Consider the following 15,451-nt stretch of genomic DNA (forward strand, 5'->3'; position numbering starts at 1 on the left):
ACAAAGAAATTAAGGTGAGGGATAACTCGCTTCTACCTTTGGAGATATGATTGCAAGTAGATCTTCACTATAGAGATATGGGCAAGGCTCGTCGTAGGGAAAGTCTTTGCACTGCTGGGGACTGGCCATGTGGATGCCGCAACGTTTATTGAGTTTACCATCGACCAAAAAAATGCAAGAACCGTCTGCTTTTACTTTAAAGGTGTTTTTACCTTCAATATATTTCCTGCGAACCTCACCATCACTGATGTTAAAGTGGCGGGCTATGCGGTTAATATCAATGGCTGTTACATAAAGAGTCGAACCGGGAAGACGATAGCAGCAGAAACCGGGGCAATAGTTACAAAATATCCTATGTTTGGAACCTGTACGACCTTCTTCCATACCACAGCCCTCCAAACGTCTCTTCAGATAAGCCCTCAGGATGTGAGGAGTTTAGTACCTTTTGGCACCAGCGCTTCTTTACCAGCCACCTTTGCTACAATTTTCCCGGGTCGCGCAAAACGATCTACACTTCTGGCAAAGAACATCCCTGCCGTACTACTTTTAACAAAAGAGCGTTTTCTACTGTCAGCACCCGTAAGACTATCATTAATTGGATCAACAATTTCAGCAAGAATATCCCCTTTTTCTACCCAGGTTCCGGGTGTCTTCGTAAAGGTCAATATCCCTGCAGATCCGGCTTTAATATAATCCACACCTTCAAGCGGTGTGGCCTCACCTTGAAGTTCGGGTAAAGGGCCAGCCTCACCTGCGATATAGCCCCTTCTTTGCAAAAAGAGAAAAATATTATCTGCGTCCTCTGTCGTCTGGTCGGGATCTGTATCCAGAATCCCCCGCAATTCCACCGTTACAGCAAGGCATGCAGACGGGATTGGATATTCGGGAAATTTTGCTGCAAGTTCCCACCAAATTTTACTGTTTGCCTCGTCAAAGGGCACGTCTCCTGAGTCCTCTGCCAGCAAGTTTACCGACACACCCATCTGGGCTGAAAGATCAGAGCAATCTGGCCAAAGCGGTGTACCCGCATAGATATGCAACAAAGCCTGATGATCACAGTGTAGATCGAGTACAATATCCGCATCGTGGGACAGTTTAATTAAACCATTCTTCAGATGATCCGCCTCTGTGAGGGGCGTTCTGGCCTCTAAAATTTCTCGACTGCAGTCTCGAATCAGTTGTATATTTTTACTTGAATCCTGAGTCAGTTTGCCTTCAATTCGTTCGACCAAATCTGCAGTGAGGTCTTCGTGGTGACGATTAAAGTTAACCTGATCAACCTTGTCAAAGCGTCCTCGAACAATATCCGTATCCCACTGCCCAAGACCAATTGGATTAGCTGCGGGAACCACAATGATTTCTTCTAGAATCTCACCCTTTTCATCGGCTGCGCGGAGCAGATCAATAAGTTTACCTGCAACGAGATATCCCGGAGCCTCATCGGCATGAAGACCAGCCTGAATATAGGTTTTTCGTTTACTGTTTTCTGGTCCGAAATGCAGACTCACAAAAAATCGTTCATTACCAATTGCCGCCTTGGGCAGATGGTGATACTTAACCCGCAATGTCTTCATGGGGAGCCTCTATTTTCACGACACTTTGATCTGCTGGCTGCAGGTGAGCATGCCATTTCTTCTCAAGCTGTCTAATGCAAAAAACCAGAGTGAATGTAATGGCCATATAAAAAAGAGCAGCCGTAATAAATGCCTCATAGGGACTGTAATATCGGGAATTTATGATCCGCGCTGCACCGGTGATATCGATGATGGTAATAACGCTTGCAAGGGCACTACCATGGAGCATAAAGATAATTTCATTGGAATAGGCGGGAAGCGCCCGCCTAAAAGCACTGGGGAGTATTATACGCCGAAGCATCAACAGCTTTGACATCCCTGCAGCCGTTGCCGCCTCAACCTCGCCATGGGGGGTTGCCACAATGGAGCCACGCAGGATTTCCACAGTATAGGCACAGGTGTTCAGTGAAAACGTGAGGAGAGCGCAGAAGTAGGCCTCCTTAAACAGTGGCCAGACAAAGCTCTCTTTTATAAAATCAAACTGACCAAAACCGTAGTACACCAGAAACATCTGGACTAACAGCGGTGTTCCCCTGAAAAAATAGACAAAGGCACGTATGGGCAACTGCACGAAGCTATTGCCAACCACTCGCAATACCGCAAGGGGAATTGCCATCAGTAGTCCAAGTACAAGTGAGATAGACACCAGGATGAGGGTGTTCTTCATCCCCTCAAGATAGACATCGAAATTCCCGGTTATAATTGAAAAATCCATATTCTAATCCCTCCTTACCCCAATTGAATACTTATCTTCCAAAAACTTTAACAGGTAGATGGAGACAGTTGTGATAAGCAGGAAGTTAATGGCAACAACCACATAGAAGGTAAAAGGCATCCTTGTGGCACCAGCAGCCATGGAAGCCTTACGCACCATATCATCAAGGCCGATTATTGAAACAAGGGCCGTTGTTTTCACAAGAACCAGCCAGTTGTTACCAAAACCGGGAAGTGCGTGCCGTACCATCTGAGGAAAAAGAATACGTCGAAACACCTTGAAACTACTCATACCATAGGCATAGCCCGCTTCAAGCTGACCCTTATTGACAGCAAGAATAGCCCCGCGAAAGGTTTCGGTCATATAGGCGCCAAAGATAAACCCGATGGTTAAGACACCGGCAACAAAGGGGTTGATATCGATATACTCATCGTACCCTAATAGCGGCGCCATCTGATTTACAAAGACCTGACCGCCAAAAAATACCAGCAGCATAAGAACGAGATCAGGAATACCGCGAATGACTGTGGTATAAACTGTTGCAGCCCCTCTCAGAACAGCAGAGCGCGACAACTTAGCCAGGGCACCAGACATGCCGAGTATCATGGCAAGAAAAAGAGAAACAAGAGAAACTTCGAGGGTGAGAATTGTCCCCTCAAAGATACTTGGTCCGTAACCGTGCAGTGAAAACATAGGATAGGGGCTACGATAAAAAAACAGGAATTCCCTGCCGGATAATCCGACAGGGAAGGTAAACTACGCCGTTATCGGGCAATTAGTCGCCATAAACGTCAAAATCAAAATACTTATCCTGGATGGACTTGTACACTCCATTGGCGCGGATGGTATCGATGGCCTTATTGAGTAATTCTTCCAGGTCTTTGTCCTGCTTGCGAATAGCAATACCTGCACCATCACCAAACCATTTACGATCGTTAAGATCCGGTCCAATGAACTCGTAGTCCTTTCCTTCTTCTTTTTTCAAAAAACCATCAGAAAGTGCAACACTATCAGCTAAAAGAAGATCAACACGACCTGCAACCAGATCCAGATACGCTTCATCCTGGCTTCCGTAACGCTTAATTTCAACATCCTTGCCATACACATCGGTAAGATACTGATCATGGATGGTTGCACGTTGAACACCAACAGTCTTTCCTTTCAGGGCATCATTTGAGAAAGCAGGAATTGCGCCCTTCTTGGTGATGAATTTTGCAGGAGTTCTGTAGTATTTCTTACTGAAATTAACCTTTTTTAAACGCTCTTCAGTAATGGACATGGAGGCAAGGATGCAATCATATTTTTTGGCCATAAGAGCTGGAATCATACCATCCCAGTCCTGGGCAACGAGGGTAACTTCAGCACCCATTGCCTCACCAAGGGCTTTTGCGATATCAATATCGAATCCTGCGAGTTCACCATCAGGTTGAACATAGCTAAATGGAGGATACGCACCCTCAACACCAATACGAACCTTCGTCCAGTCCTTGGCCATAGCAGGGCCACTTGCCGCCAGAAACATACACAGTGCAAAAACAACCATGAACTTCTTCATTTACAGTCTCCTTTTATGTTTTAAAATATCAGAGTTCGCCTACAACACTCCTATTACATCATTGCTGCAATAAAGGTCTTGAAACGCTCTGTCTTTGGTGAGTCAAAAACTGACTGGGAGGTGCCATCCTCGATGACAAGCCCCTGTTCTAAAAAGATTGTCCTGGAGCTTACTTCGCGGGCAAACCCCATCTCATGGGTTACAACAATCATGGTGCGGCCTTCATCGGCCAAATCCCTCATAACCTGTAGTACTTCACCAACCAGTTCAGGGTCAAGAGCCGAAGTGGGTTCGTCAAAAAGCATAACCTCCGGTTCAATACAGAGGGCACGGGCAATGGCTGCTCGCTGTTGCTGACCGCCTGAAAGGTGGATCGGGTATGCATCAAGCTTATCACCAATCCCAACCTTATTGAGATACTCGATTGCCCGTTCGCGTACTTCTTTACGGTTCTGCTTTAACACATGAACCGGTGCTTCCATAACGTTATCGAGGATGGTCATATGGGCCCAGAGATTAAACTGCTGGAACACCATGGCAAGTTTTGAGCGAATACGCTCCACCTGCTTCATATCAGCGGGTAAACTCTCCCCTTTACGATTTTGTTTCATCAGCACCTCTTCACCTGCAACCCTTAAAATCCCGGAGTTTGGAATCTCCAGCAGGTTCATACAGCGAAGTAAGGTACTTTTACCCGACCCAGATGAACCCAACACTGAAATAACTTCACCCTTATCTGCGGTGAGGTTAATACCTTTGAGAACTTCATTTGCGCCAAAGCTTTTATGGAGATTTTCTACAGAGATAGCATGCTGACTGGTATTCATAAAGCCTATTTCTTCTATGCTGAGGGGGAACAACGATAGTTTCTCTACCCACGAAATGTGTCCATGATATAATAAACAATTACGATGAAAGTCAAACCGAAAGAGTGACAAAGTATTTTTATTGTACCATTGGCTTTGCAACGAAAAGGATGATTCAGTGGGAATATCCGGTTATAGTACATATAGCTGTGTAAAATCCATTGACGAAATTATCAATTTTTCTGTGAAAAAACAAACCACTATGCCACCTGACGTTAAAGAAGAGCTTGCTTCCCTGGATATAGGATCAAAAGTCCGAATTCTCCGAACCAAAAGAGAGATGACCTTACAGGACCTGGCAACACTCACAGGCCTATCTAAACCCAATCTCTCACAGATCGAGAATAATCTGGTTAGCCCTCCCATTGCCACCTTACTAAAGATTTCAAGTGCACTGGGTGTTGCGATTGGACATTTTTTCTTAGAATCTCCCCAGGAAACTGACATAGTTGTTGTTCGTAAAGACAAACGCCACGGTATAGCCAAAGGAAAACATATTTCACATATCGGTTACCAGTACCACCCACTTGCCTACCCTAAAATAAACAAAAGTATGGAACCTTTTGTGGTCCTTATGGAAGAACGGGAACCTGGGGATATCGCTTTTAACAACCATAGAGGTGAAGAATTCGTCTATGTGCTGGAAGGTACCCTGGAGTTTCACAGTGGCGACAAGGTGGTGGTACTCGAAGAAGGCGACAGTATCTACTTCGACTCTGTGGTACCCCACGGTTATCGAGGTGTAGGTGGTACTGCCAAGGCACTTGCCATCATTCACAGACCAAACTGAGTTCTATCTTCTGCCCTCTCCTGCAGTACACTAAACAGTGAAGTATGTTTATTGTATTGTTACTACTTACACACCTGTCCTTCATGGTGAACGAAAAGATCTGTTCAGCCTTTTTTCAAAAAACGTACTGTAATTTTCAAACTGCTCTTAGGCGACAATACTTTATGAAACTTCTTCAAGCAAAATTACGTGGAACAGGCCCCCTTATTAGCAGTAACTGGTTTCAACTCAGTAGCGGTCTTAATCAGTTCCATTTTGCTGATCCTTTAGAAGGGACACTTTTTCTCCGGAGCCTGCAGACCCTTAATCCACTTTTTTCATGTTCAGCAGAAGATCCTTTTAAAAACCTTCCTCACTATGAAAAAAGGGGCAATTATCAGAAACATATCCAACCCGAAAAACGAACCATCGCATTGGGAGTATTCGCTGCAACGGCTACATTAGTTCATGAACTTGGAGAACTTGATCAAAACCTGTACGAAACTGACCGAATTGAGATAGGCAGACGTCTTGATTACAGCCGTTGGCTCAACTTTGTTGAACTATCCTCTTCTACCAGATGGGAGGAAATTAAAGAAAACATCTGTGCGCTCCTTGAACTTCTACCGCAACAGAACAACCATAAAAACAGAGCCAAAGCGTTCACCCAGAGCCTTGATTCAACAGATAGAATAAAAGGCACGGTAGCTGACAAGTTACTCTTTTTTATCAAGCAGATTGAGAAAAATACCAAAAACAAGGATATCTACAGTGAAACAGTTGAACTGATAGAACGGGATAAACATTTCCAGACCGCCAGACAAATTGTACTCAAACGGCTTCCCCTATTCATCTATTTTAATCCCTATGGCGATATTAGCCCTTTGGATCAAACGTCCCAAAACATAGGAACCAGCGACCACATTGAACTAAGCGGGTATCTGAGGCAGATGAATAAGAAGATTTCAACACCTTCAAATGTCACAACCTTGAAGAAAATAATATCCGGAATTGAATTAGCGATTTCTGCAAGCACACGACTTTCACGAATGGATCCTATATTTTTCTTTGATTCACCGGAAAAAAACACGCCAACTTCTGAACATAACAAACTGCAGCAACTCATCTTATCCACAGCAGAAAAGCACCAGTGCTTCTACGTATGTCATAAAGGAAATTTCTTCAGTCCTGAATCAACAGGAAAAAATTACAGTGAAGCTGACTTACACATTGCTCCTCAGGTACCAAACAACAGTTAATAGCCGAAACCTAAAGGAGGGTGTATACTCTGCGGCACTGTATTCTTTTCTTTAACCGTTGAGGCTCACCCCAATGTCACCATTTGTCATATCACAAATCCTTGTCGGGCTTGCCTTATGTACGGATATATTGTCCTTTCAATTTAAAGAGCGTAAACACATTGTCAGCTGCTTGCTCGTCTCCTGTCTGTTAATTTCCAGCCATTTTATGATACTGGGTCACTGGACTGCAGCTGGCCTTGGATGTATTGCAGCGCTACGTTTTACCACGTCTATCTTTTCAACTTCGAGATATTTCATGTATCTCTTCATTGCTGCCACCTGGGTGGTATCTCTTCTGACATTTCAGGGTTTATTGTCCATTATCGGCTGCGTTGCCGGGACAGTCGGCACAATGGGTTCTTTTTGCAAAGAGGATAAGAATCTACGCCAACTCATGTTTGGAGCCACCCTGCTCTGGATTACCCACAACTATCTTGCAGGCTCTCCCGGCGCCGTTATCCTTGAAATATTTTTTGCCAGTTCCAATATCTTCGGGTATTACCGCTTCTATATCCGACCACAAAAGCAGGTTCTCTCACCATAAGATAGTTGTTTCTATGCTTAACGTTCTACAATGAATCACTGCTCTGCAATAAAAAAGGCAGAACCATTGCTGGTCCTGCCACGTATTCATAGAGTGGAATTATTGTGTTATTTCCTTCTTCTGCGCTGCACTCCCGCAAGGCCCAAAAGACCAGCACCAAAAAGCATCATAGTTGCAGGTTCAGGTACTGGTGCAGTACCGATCAATTGACTTTGATTATCCTGGCCGTTTTTTGAAATGTTCACTGCAACTATGTCCCAATCAGCATAATTCAACTTCGTGCTGTTCCAACTATACAGATCTTTTAAATAGTTCCATGAACTTTCGCTTCCGCCAACCTCACCCTCTAACCACCAAATAGCGTCTTGAACTTTTTGATTACTTTCACCTTTTTTATCAGTTAGATAAGAAGCAAATAACCATTTAGTCTCATCCTCAACTTCATCACCGCCAAGTCCAACGGGTGTATAAGTTGCACCATCCCATTGAGTTCCTCCGCCAAAAGCAGTCCCACCTATAGTATCAACTGTATACGTTGCTCCTGAAGTAAAGTACTGTTTACTCTCTAAGCAAAATGAATGATAAATATCATCTCCTTTTTGCAGGCTATAATGTCCATCTTTACTCCACATTGTTACGGTATCATCTTCGTAGATTGGTAATGCAAACCCCTGTGTCGCAAAAAAAAGTAATGATATATTAAGTAATACAATTATTTGTTTAGATATTTTCATATTCTCCCTCTCTTTATAAACATATGCGTTTATATAAGAGGAGTAAAAGCAATAACCATTCCCATTTATGAGAAAAATGTTATGCTTTGCTAAGTTTCTAACATTATTCTAATTTTTATACTTTGAGATTTATAGACTTACATCCAAACAAAAACAATTCCAGCAAAACGAACAGAATTATCCTATTGTTTTTGTGTGTTTTTCCCCACACAAAAGCTTCAACATTGTTTTAAACACACCGTAAACAACACTACTTCTAAGAAGATTTACCGCGATATAACGGGTAATTGCTACCACTATGTAGCACTCACAAGAGAGTGGTTTTCCTTTTAAATGAACCAGGTATGAAACAATTCGCTATTTCGGAATATACGCACAGTAGCCGGAACGAGGTCCAACCTGCGGATGGTTGCGACACGTGTTGGGACGTCTATCATAAATAGTACATCGCCTGCTTGAAGGATCGAGATAGAGACAATCTCCATTTGCCATACGAGTGAGGGTAAAGGTTTCACTCTTTGCATGGTAATGTTCCACCAACCCTTCTTTACTCAGGCGTTTAAAAACGCGCTTCATATTGTCTTCAAGTTCAAAAACGTCCACCACGCCAATACGAACAAGATCTTCAGCCTTAACTTCCACGGGGAGACTGCAACAGGTTCCTCTACAATGGTCACACATTTTCTTTCTATACTTAGCCCAAGTTTTCAGATCATCGATACTTGCTGGCACGCTTGGCATTTTTGACATAATAAATTTACTCTCCCCCGCGGACTGGGATACAAGACGTAACTAACTATTTCTATTTCAAAAACCAAGAAAATTGTTTGTGAACGTCTAAATAGGCTATATTGTTTTCCTCCGATAGTCGGAGAATAAAAAATGGCCTATTTAGCATATAGAGACAAAAAAAGGTAGGGGATTGCGGGAAACAGTTATGGATCGATTCAGAAGAACAGAACAACTACTTGGAACTGAGGTTTTCAAACAACTCCAGGCAAAACACGTTACCGTCATAGGCCTTGGAGCGGTTGGCGGCTATGTACTCGAAGGTCTTGCCCGTGCCGGAGTTCAATCTCTACGTATTGTAGATTTTGACACTATACAAACCAGCAATATCAACAGACAAATCATTGCTATGGAGTCGACCCTGGGCCGAAGTAAAGCAGAAGTCCTCAAAGAGCGACTGCAGGATATCAACCCTCGGTGTACTGTTGAGGCCCTTCATCTTTTTGCAGGAGAAGAGACCCTCGAACAGATTTTAAGCCCCAGACCAGATCTTCTCATTGATGCCATCGATTCCCTCAACCCAAAAACACAACTGCTTCATGGGGCATACAGTAGACAAATCCCCACGATAAGTTCCATGGGAGCTGCCCTTCGAACCGACCCTAGACTTATAAAAACAGGGGATATCTTCGACACATCAAACTGTCCATTAGCAAAACACGTAAGGAAAAGATTACGACGTAGAGAGGTGGGACGAGGAATTACCTGTGTCTACTCCACAGAGAAAGTAAACTTTGATTACACACCGCCCCAAGACGACACAACGATTGGTGACACACCATATAGCGATCGGGGCAGGTCCAGAAATATCCTTGGCAGCCTCCCCACAATCACTGGTATATTTGGCCTCACCATCGCCAATCTTGCAATATTCAAACTCATAAATGTCGAGGATTACGCTTGAGCTTCGTTCTCCCGGGCAATAAGAGCAGCCCCAAAGGCTCCTACAAACTGAGGCTCATCAGGAACCTCAATCTTACGATTTAATTTCTTCCCTAAGAGAGATACGATACAGCTATTTTTTGCAACCCCACCTGTGAACACCAGCCCACCATCACTTTCACTGGAGAATCTGCAGACCATACCCGCCGCCCGCCTTACAACACTTTCATGCAGGCCGCGAGCGATCTCTCGCCTATTCTCCCCTTTAGCAATAAGCGAGGTGACCTCTGATTCTGCAAAGACAGTACACATACTAGAAATACTAATCTCTTTTTCAGCAAGCAGCGCTTCTCCTCCAAAGCCACCTATATCAAAACCCAAACTAACCGCCATGATTTCTAGAAACTTACCGGTGCCTGCAGCGCAACGATCATTCATCTCAAACTTTTTTACTCTGCCATTATCAGCCAGAACAATGACTTTACTATCCTGACCACCTATATCAAGAATAGTGTGAACATTAGGAAACAATCTTCTCGCACCGGTTGCATGGGCCTTTATCTCTGTCACAGTGGGAGCATCAAAGGAGAGTTCAAACAGATTTCGCCCATAACCTGTGGCCATAATATGATCATAAGTAAGACCCTGCATCATGGTTTTGGCCTCTGTCATTGGATCAAAGCCAGTATCGGCCTGCAGCTTATCCTGCACTTCGCCACTCTCATCCACAACAACAACTTCAATGGATCTGGATCCTATATCAATTCCTGCATATCGCATCGTATCTATCGCCTCAGTACTTAGAAAAGTACTTAAGGGTACCTTGAAAAATTAGCTCAAATTCGAAACACGTAAAAAATTTTATCACAGGCATATAACTGATATTCCACGGATAAAATTTTGAACGTAACGATGAAGTTGGGCCAATTAGCAATTTTTCATAGTAGCCTTAGGAAAGTTGTTCAACAAAGGCCTCAACCCTGGTCTTCAACTGCCCTACATCCTCCATGGAATAGTCGGTTTCAATACGTAAACAGGGTATTCCAACATCCTCCATGGTCTGTTCAACAGGAATCGCTTCCATGAGGTAAGGCTGGCAAAACTGGAGACCATAGTGAATGACCCCGTCAGCGCCATAGCTCTCAGCCATTTCTTTAATATGCTTTGTTCGCTCCTGGTTAGGAGTAAAAATTGCACAATCAACTTGAAAATAGCGATTCACAATAGCATCCATCATCTCATCAATAGTTGAGCCACTATCATCAATGAGGTTTCTGGTGCCACGCTCTCCCACACAGGACTCTTCACCCACAATTACAGCACCGGAACTTTCAATAATACTTGGAAGTTTCCAGTTTGGTACAGCCTGGGGGCAACCTGCAATAAGTACTCGAGGCGTTTTCGCTGCAAACGGTCCCTGCTCCTTTGCTATGCGCTGTTCCAGCTCATCACATATTGTATTAACGGAGGCCGTAAATCGCTCCGGATTGTCATAGAAATAGACTTGATTGGCCAAAAGCGCATCAAGACCTGAGATGGGAGCCGGGTTTGCTTTACGTAGTGCCAACAGACGATACATCGCCTTTCTTTTATCGTTTACCAGTCGGATAGATTTCTTCAGGGAGTCCGCTGTAATTGTAACACCGGTCAACTCCTCCACCGCCGTTTTAAAACGATAGTATTCTGCTTTCAACAGATCCCGACCGACTTCAGTTTTCACCTGGGGAAGATCCATCACATACAAATTATCTATCATCTTACCTAAGGTTTCATACCCCTTTTTCTTGCCATCGCAGGTATTCTCCCCTACTACCATATCCGCAGATTCAAGATAGGGGCAAACCTTGCCGATCTTAAAACCAAATGCTGACTTTATAAGGGCACAGGTATTACGAGGTAGAAGCTTCTCCACCTCCTCAATGGCAAAATCAGCTCCTGAACAGAGGCCCACTAAGGTTGCATTGGCAGCAAGGGCAATTTCCTCAGGGACAAAAACACAGTATGAACCAATTATCTTTCTTCCTGCAGCTTTTTCATCAAGGAGCTCTTTGATACGAAGGCCATGGACCTCACTCATTACAAAGTCAAAATATGCCATCCCCTCGGGACGGTCCTTTTGGGAGAGAAAGACATCCTCATACGCCTTACCCAGCACACCTAAAAGCATATCGTGCGCCTCAAGGTCAAGGCCCATTTCTTTCCACATTGGTCGGTAGTCTTCAGCCATATTTTACTCCATATGTATGCGTAACGATTGTCACATCATTATTGATGTGAAATATAAAATGCCATTTTTTCAATAACCTCAAAATTGATGCTGGTTATAACCATTACATTCACCACCTGTCCAACAGGTAATCCCTATAGATACAGCCCCACAAATAGAACTCACCTATACAAAACAGATAAAGGGGGAGCAATAACTTCATTGCTCCCCCTTGCCATCACCATATACGTATATTCTGTTACAACTACAGTAGCTTAATAGAACCCATCACAGTTTATCGGCTATTTCTACTCCCTGGGATATCGCTCTTTTCGCATCGAGTTCACCTGCCTTAAGTGCCCCGCCGATTATATGATAGCCAACACTCTGGTTATCTAACTCTTTCACCAGATCGAGTGCAGATTCCTGGCCGGCACAGATAATAACATCATCAACCTCCAGGTGCTGTTTTTCGCCACTCTGACGTATAGTTAGCCCAGTGGGATCAACAGAGAGATATTCGCAACCTGTCAGCATCTTCACCCCATTTTTTTTCAACGTCGATCTGTGAATCCATCCGGTTGTCTTACCAAGGTCTGCCCCTGGTTTGGTTGTTTTCCTCTGGAGAAGATAAATCGTTCGCCTGGGAGAAGTTTTTACTGGTTGACGCAGGCCACCCGGATCGGAGTATTCCATATCAACGCCCCACTCTGCCATAAAGCCCGAAATAGACTCCTCCTTTTCCCCATGAATTAGATAGGTAGCCATGTCGAAACCGATCCCTCCGGCACCAATAATGGCCACCGCCTCACCCACTTCTTTTTCCCCACTCAATACTTCATTATATAAAGAAACATTTCCGGTTTCACTTCCAGGCAGACTAATTTGCCTGGGGACAACCCCTGTACTTATGACGACTTCATCAAAACTTTTCAGTTCATCTATCGTTGGGGACGATTCCATTTGCACATTAACCCCATGTAATTCTAGCTGTTTGTTATAGTAGCGAAGAGTCTCTGCAAACTCCTCTTTACCTGGAATCTGTCTTGCCAGACGAAACTGCCCGCCTAAATGTGCTGATTGCTCAAATAACGTTACATCATGCCCCCGCTCGGCTGCCGTTGTGGCACAGGCCAAACCCGCTGGCCCCGCTCCAACCACAGCGACCTTTTTTATTGTTCTCGCAGCCACAAAAGGTTTTTGAGTTTCAAAACAAGCCCTTGGATTGACCAGGCAGGTTGAGGTCTTGCGTGCAAAGATGTGGTCCAAACACGCCTGGTTACAGCCAATACAACTATTTATTTCATCACTTCGTCCGGTAACGGTTTTCTTTACCCATTCAGGATCAGCCAAAAACGGCCTGGCCATACTCACCATATCCGCACAGCCATCTGCCAGTACAGACTCTGCAACCTCGGGCATATTTATCCGGTTGGTGGCAATAAGAGGCACACTGACCTCTCCCATGAGTTTTTTAGTCACCCAGGTAAAACTCCCTCTTGGAACGACTGTGGCAATTGTTGGTACCCGTGCCTCATGCCAACCAATACCGGTATTGATGATTGAAACACCAGCCTTCTCCATCAGCTTAGCAAGGGCAACGACCTCCTCCCAGCTTGAACCATCTTTCACAAGATCAAGCATGGAAAGCCGATAAATAATTATAAAATCCTCCCCCACCGCCTTACGAACTCCTCGAACAATTTCCAGGGGGAAACGAACACGATTTTCAAAGGAACCACCCCAGTCGTCGTTTCTCTTGTTGGTCTTTTTGGCGATGAACTGATTGAGGAGATAACCCTCTGATCCCATTATTTCAACACCATCGTAGCCAGATTCTCTGGCCAGAGTTGCACACTTAATAAAATCAGCGATGGTGCTTTTTATTCCACGGACGCTTAGCGCCCTTGGTTTAAACCTGTTAATAGGTGCCCTGATGGCACTTGGAGCGACACAGAGAGGGTGATATCCATACCTTCCGGTGTGAAGGATCTGCATACAAATTTTACCATCAGCTTCATGGACTGCGCTGGTTACAATCTGATGATCTTTTATTTGGGAGGCCTTAGCGAGCCGAATAGAAAATGGAGAAACCCAACCGGAACGGTTAGGAGCTACACCACCTGTGACCATCAGCCCGACACCACCAGCAGCACGAGCAGCAAAATAGGCGGCCATTCTTTTAAAACCATCCTTTTCCTCTTCAAGGCCTGTGTGCATTGAGCCCATCAGCACACGGTTTTTCAAAGTAGTAAATCCAAGGTCAAGAGGTTGAAGCAGATTAGGATAGGTTATTTTCCCCGTTTTCATAGCTGGATGAATCCTCCATAACGTAATGTCTTAATACCTTACTCCAATAAACCTTCCACAAAACAAGTAAACTGGAGACTCTTTTGAAATTAAGAATGCAAATTTACCACCATGGTAGTTAGCCCGTTTACAGGGCCGGTTTTCCTTGCGCCTATAAACTGTTATACTATATAGTTACATCTTGCATACGCAAAGCATAGAAAAATGATTTTTGATCGTAAAACAGGATCTTGCACTACAACAATCTATTTCGTAGCTCGCCTTTTCGTTAATCTTCACATCAGGTGTTCATTATGCAATATCAGGGTAACATCTTCAGACCGCCCAGTGAGGCAAACTCTATTCTCCTTCAGGTTACCACCGGCTGTTCCCACAACAAATGCACCTTTTGTGGCATGTACAAGGGGATTCGATTTTCCATCAAAGATGACAAAACAATTATGGCAGATATTGGCTTTGCTGCTATCCACTGCCAGAGACAGGAACGCCTGTTTCTCTGTGATGGTGATGCCCTCGTCATTCCTCAGAAAAAATTGGTTACAATCCTCAAAGCAATCCAGCTCAAACTCCCATGGGTTACCCGTATTGGCACCTACGCCAACGTCAAATCAGTTAATATGAAAAGTGAGGAGCAGCTCCGGGAGCTCCACGACCTCGGGCTGAAAATTGCCTACCTCGGTCTTGAAACAGGAGATGACATCACCCGGGAAAACATTAACAAGGGTAGCAACAGTGCCCAGGTCATTGAGATGGGAAAAAAGATTCGCGCAGCAGGAATCAAACTTTCCATCACGGTACTACTCGGGATTGCAGGAACCGAACGTTCCCAGATCCACGCAAAAGAGACAGGTCGTGTTCTCAGCGCGATTGACCCCGAATACGTTGGTGCCCTCAGCCTTATGCTCACCCCTAACACCCCGCTCTATCAGGATAACAAAAAGGGTATTTTTAGTCTTCCACGCTCTCACGGCATGTTAGAGGAACTGGCCACGATGTTTGAGGCAACAGAACTCTCAGACGGCTACTTCCATGCCAACCATGCCTCAAACTATCTTCCCATACGTGCCAAACTACCAAAGGACAAGGCTGCAACTCTTGAACTTATACGAAAAGCACTTGACGGTAAGGTAAATCTTAAACCTGAATATATGAGAGGACTTTAAGCCACTTCGATCATGACCTAACGATTGCCGCAAAAAAGCCCCT

The 15,451-nt window shown here is 44.3% G+C and carries 16 protein-coding genes; 5 read left to right on the top strand and 11 right to left on the bottom strand.

The genetic code is table 11. From position 1 onward, the window contains the following. Positions 1–9 precede the first annotated feature (9 nt). The 6 genes from ACX6CI_RS16460 to ACX6CI_RS16485 form a co-directional block, all read right to left on the bottom strand. Complete coding sequence (locus tag ACX6CI_RS16460) at positions 10–384, bottom strand: YkgJ family cysteine cluster protein (RefSeq protein WP_458774740.1); 375 nt, start codon at positions 382–384, stop codon at positions 10–12. A gap of 35 nt (positions 385–419) precedes the next feature. Then, positions 420–1,574 carry a succinylglutamate desuccinylase/aspartoacylase family protein gene (locus ACX6CI_RS16465; protein ID WP_458774741.1) on the bottom strand — a complete coding sequence of 385 codons (1,155 nt, stop codon included), beginning with the start codon at positions 1,572–1,574 and terminating at the stop codon, positions 420–422. Further along, positions 1,555–2,289: an ABC transporter permease gene (locus tag ACX6CI_RS16470; protein WP_458774742.1), complete on the bottom strand. Its 735-nt coding sequence runs from the start codon at positions 2,287–2,289 to the stop codon at positions 1,555–1,557. Before ACX6CI_RS16470 ends, ACX6CI_RS16465 begins: the two co-directional genes overlap by 20 nt. A gap of 3 nt (positions 2,290–2,292) precedes the next feature. Continuing rightward, positions 2,293–2,982, bottom strand: coding sequence for an ABC transporter permease (locus ACX6CI_RS16475; RefSeq protein ID WP_458774743.1), 690 nt, complete (start codon positions 2,980–2,982; stop codon positions 2,293–2,295). Positions 2,983–3,064: 82 nt separating this feature from the next. Next, entirely contained in the window at positions 3,065–3,844 is a 780-nt protein-coding gene (locus ACX6CI_RS16480; protein ID WP_458774744.1) for an ABC transporter substrate-binding protein, read from the bottom strand. Positions 3,845–3,897: 53 nt separating this feature from the next. Beyond that, entirely contained in the window at positions 3,898–4,671 is a 774-nt protein-coding gene (locus tag ACX6CI_RS16485; protein WP_458774745.1) for an ABC transporter ATP-binding protein, read from the bottom strand. A gap of 157 nt (positions 4,672–4,828) precedes the next feature. Here ACX6CI_RS16485 and ACX6CI_RS16490 point away from each other — a divergent pair, with 157 nt between their 5' ends. The 3 genes from ACX6CI_RS16490 (at position 4,829) to ACX6CI_RS16500 (ending at position 7,324) form a co-directional block, all read left to right on the top strand. Next, the gene (locus ACX6CI_RS16490; RefSeq protein WP_458774746.1) at positions 4,829–5,500 is read left to right on the top strand and encodes a helix-turn-helix domain-containing protein; all 672 of its coding nucleotides are present in this window, start codon (positions 4,829–4,831) and stop codon (positions 5,498–5,500) included. A 164-nt stretch (positions 5,501–5,664) separates the two neighbouring features. Beyond that, the gene (locus tag ACX6CI_RS16495) at positions 5,665–6,738 is read left to right on the top strand and encodes a hypothetical protein (protein WP_458774747.1); all 1,074 of its coding nucleotides are present in this window, start codon (positions 5,665–5,667) and stop codon (positions 6,736–6,738) included. A gap of 73 nt (positions 6,739–6,811) precedes the next feature. Beyond that, positions 6,812–7,324, top strand: coding sequence for a YgjV family protein (locus ACX6CI_RS16500; protein WP_458774748.1), 513 nt, complete (start codon positions 6,812–6,814; stop codon positions 7,322–7,324). A 107-nt stretch (positions 7,325–7,431) separates the two neighbouring features. Here ACX6CI_RS16500 and ACX6CI_RS16505 read toward each other — a convergent pair whose 3' ends face one another. Both ACX6CI_RS16505 and ACX6CI_RS16510 read right to left on the bottom strand, forming a co-directional pair. After that, the gene (locus ACX6CI_RS16505; RefSeq protein WP_458774749.1) at positions 7,432–8,058 is read right to left on the bottom strand and encodes a PEP-CTERM sorting domain-containing protein; all 627 of its coding nucleotides are present in this window, start codon (positions 8,056–8,058) and stop codon (positions 7,432–7,434) included. Positions 8,059–8,415: 357 nt separating this feature from the next. Next, on the bottom strand, positions 8,416–8,808 hold the full coding sequence (locus ACX6CI_RS16510) for a YkgJ family cysteine cluster protein (RefSeq protein ID WP_458774750.1): 393 nt from the start codon (positions 8,806–8,808) through the stop codon (positions 8,416–8,418). Positions 8,809–8,995: 187 nt separating this feature from the next. On the opposite strand from ACX6CI_RS16510, the gene ACX6CI_RS16515 reads away from it, so the two are divergent. Continuing rightward, on the top strand, positions 8,996–9,751 hold the full coding sequence (locus tag ACX6CI_RS16515; RefSeq protein WP_458774751.1) for a tRNA threonylcarbamoyladenosine dehydratase: 756 nt from the start codon (positions 8,996–8,998) through the stop codon (positions 9,749–9,751). Here the strand turns inward: ACX6CI_RS16515 and ACX6CI_RS16520 are convergent. From ACX6CI_RS16520 to ACX6CI_RS16530, 3 genes are all read right to left on the bottom strand, one after another. Beyond that, positions 9,742–10,509 carry an acyl-CoA dehydratase activase gene (locus ACX6CI_RS16520; protein WP_458774752.1) on the bottom strand — a complete coding sequence of 256 codons (768 nt, stop codon included), beginning with the start codon at positions 10,507–10,509 and terminating at the stop codon, positions 9,742–9,744. The two genes, ACX6CI_RS16515 and ACX6CI_RS16520, sit on opposite strands and share 10 nt — an antisense overlap. 169 nt (positions 10,510–10,678) lie before the next feature. Further along, a complete protein-coding gene (locus ACX6CI_RS16525) occupies positions 10,679–11,956 on the bottom strand; it encodes a double-cubane-cluster-containing anaerobic reductase (RefSeq protein ID WP_458774753.1) in 1,278 nt (425 codons plus the stop codon). Between the two features lie 267 nt (positions 11,957–12,223). Further along, a complete protein-coding gene (locus ACX6CI_RS16530; protein ID WP_458774754.1) occupies positions 12,224–14,245 on the bottom strand; it encodes an FAD-dependent oxidoreductase in 2,022 nt (673 codons plus the stop codon). Positions 14,246–14,538: 293 nt separating this feature from the next. On the opposite strand from ACX6CI_RS16530, the gene ACX6CI_RS16535 reads away from it, so the two are divergent. Beyond that, positions 14,539–15,408 (top strand): radical SAM protein, encoded by an 870-nt coding sequence (locus tag ACX6CI_RS16535; protein ID WP_458774755.1) that lies wholly within the window; start codon positions 14,539–14,541, stop codon positions 15,406–15,408. Positions 15,409–15,451 lie beyond the last annotated feature (43 nt).

Source organism: Desulforhopalus glucosivorans, assembly GCF_054397165.1.